Annotated in this window: 2 protein-coding genes; one reads left to right on the forward strand and one right to left on the reverse strand. The window is 41.9% G+C overall.

Annotated features, from left to right (window positions below):
• Positions 1 to 270 precede the first annotated feature (270 nt).
• Positions 271 to 1,359 carry a DNA recombination protein RmuC gene (rmuC, locus tag HZC34_07245; protein MBI5701614.1) on the forward strand — a complete coding sequence of 363 codons (1,089 nt, stop codon included), beginning with the start codon at positions 271 to 273 and terminating at the stop codon, positions 1,357 to 1,359.
• A 1-nt stretch (position 1,360) separates the two neighbouring features.
• Here the strand turns inward: rmuC and HZC34_07250 are convergent, their stop codons facing one another.
• On the reverse strand, positions 1,361 to 1,954 hold the full coding sequence (locus HZC34_07250; protein ID MBI5701615.1) for a PD-(D/E)XK nuclease family protein: 594 nt from the start codon (positions 1,952 to 1,954) through the stop codon (positions 1,361 to 1,363).
• Positions 1,955 to 1,971 lie beyond the last annotated feature (17 nt).

Below are 1,971 nucleotides of genomic sequence, written 5' to 3' on the forward strand. Positions count from 1 at the left end.
AATGGAAATTGCCGGCGGTTGTTGAGAAATTTTAAGGATCCGTCCATCTCTCCAGCCGTCTTACAGATCTTCACGGCTTAAAAAGCGTCTCTTCCCTCAGATTTTTCATGGAACCGCGACTTCAGTCGCAGGTTCCATTCCCATATCGGGTTTTGGGTTCAATGGTTTTCGTTGTACGATTGAGCGGCTCGAAACGGTTCCCGTAATACGTTCGACGATTCTAGTCGCGCAACCGCAACCGATCAAGATTTTATGATATAATTCATAAATATGGAAATCCTTGCTATTTTTCTATCAGTTATCACCTTATTTGCGGTCGGTTTTATACTAATAAAACTCAATTCTCCGAAAGTTGAACAGCCGCAAAACGAAAAATCCTTGGACCTTTTGCACAAGCAGCTGGAAGAGATGCGAGGCTCCATCACAAAATTATATTCCGACAACCAAAATATCCTCCAAAAGGTAAACACCGATCTTACACAAACGCTTCAAAATGTCGACAAAAACGTAAACACGCGCCTCGATAACGCCGCAAAAGTAATAAATGACGTGAACCGCAAGCTAGGCGAGGTACATGAAACGACAAAACAAGTCCAGGAATTAAGCAAGGATATTTCATCGCTTCAAGAGATACTGCGAGCCCCCAAAATAAGGGGCGGCATGGGCGAATTGTTCCTAAGCGATCTTCTAAGCCAAGTTCTCCCGCCTTCCAGATATCAACTGCAATACAAATTCAAAAGCCGAGAAGCGGTCGACGCTGTTATTATGCTAAAAGACCTGCTGATCCCGATCGATTCAAAGTTCCCGTTAGAAAACTTCAAAAAAATAGTTGAGTCGCAAAATGATGCCGATAAATTATCGGCAAAAAAACAATTTGTCCGCGATGTTAAAAAACACGTAGATGCAATACATGGCAAATACATCCTGCCCGACGAAGGGACATCCGACTTTGCATTGATGTATATACCGGCCGAGAATGTTTACTATGAAATTATCGTTAAGGACGAGAATCTCGACGACGAAAAGAGCTTGTTCAAATATGCGATGGAGAACAAGATCTTCCCGGTTTCTCCTAATTCATTCTATGGATATCTGCAGACGATACTTTTTGGATTAAGAGGAATGCAGATCGAAGAGAGAGCGCAGGAAATATTACAGAACATTTCACAGCTTGAAGGCGATTTTGCCAGGATCACCGATGATTTTGTAAAGATGGGAACACACTTGAAGAACTTGTCTGTTAGCTACGAATCGACCGAAAAGAGGATCGGGAAGTTTGAGACAAAGCTTTCTTCTCTAGAAGATAAACAAGAACCGCGAGCCGTGCCTACCGGCAGGCAGGGTTTACTCGCAGATTAGTTCACACAGCTGAACTCGGACATATCTCATTGTACGGACAATAACCGCATTTCATCGCAGCAGGCGCCGCCCTATAGTCGGCCGAGCGTATCGAATCCCCCACTATCTTTATCTTCTCCCAAGTTTTATCTAAGTCTTTTTGCGTCTTTTCAACATATCCTATAATTCCATTTTCTAGAAAGTGTAATTGAACAGAGTCAGGAATGCGGCCAAACATTTCTTGCCATGCTATCGCATAAATAGACAGCTGTATGCTTTCTTTAGCTCGCTTATCCGCATCTTCTTGCGTTTTAACTTCGGTCGATTTAAAATCAACGATATAAGTTTTTTCTGATTTCGGATTTCTGATTTCGGATTTTAAAACAAGATCCCAGCGTCCTTTGATCTGTATTCGATCTCTTATTATTTTAAATTCTTCTTCAACAAATTTAACATCGGCCTTAGATCTCTTCTGATCTTTGAAGAACCGTGTAAGAGCATCTTTCCCGCCCGCAAGCCTCGCCTCTTCATGCTGTCTTGATATAAAGCCCTCGGAGCTCCAATTATTCAAGAAAACATCAATTAGACCTTTCTCGGAGAACTTTTGGGAATTCAATTTCGAAGAATAATATG

This window comes from Candidatus Saganbacteria bacterium (assembly GCA_016223245.1).
Lineage (GTDB): Bacteria > Margulisbacteria > WOR-1 > XYC2-FULL-46-14 > XYC2-FULL-37-10 > JACRPL01.

Bases quoted from the DNA above. Each gene is read 5' to 3' on its own strand.
- rmuC (MBI5701614.1), top strand. From the start codon at position 271: ATGGAAATCCTTGCTATTTTTCTATCAGTTATCACCTTATTTGCGGTC.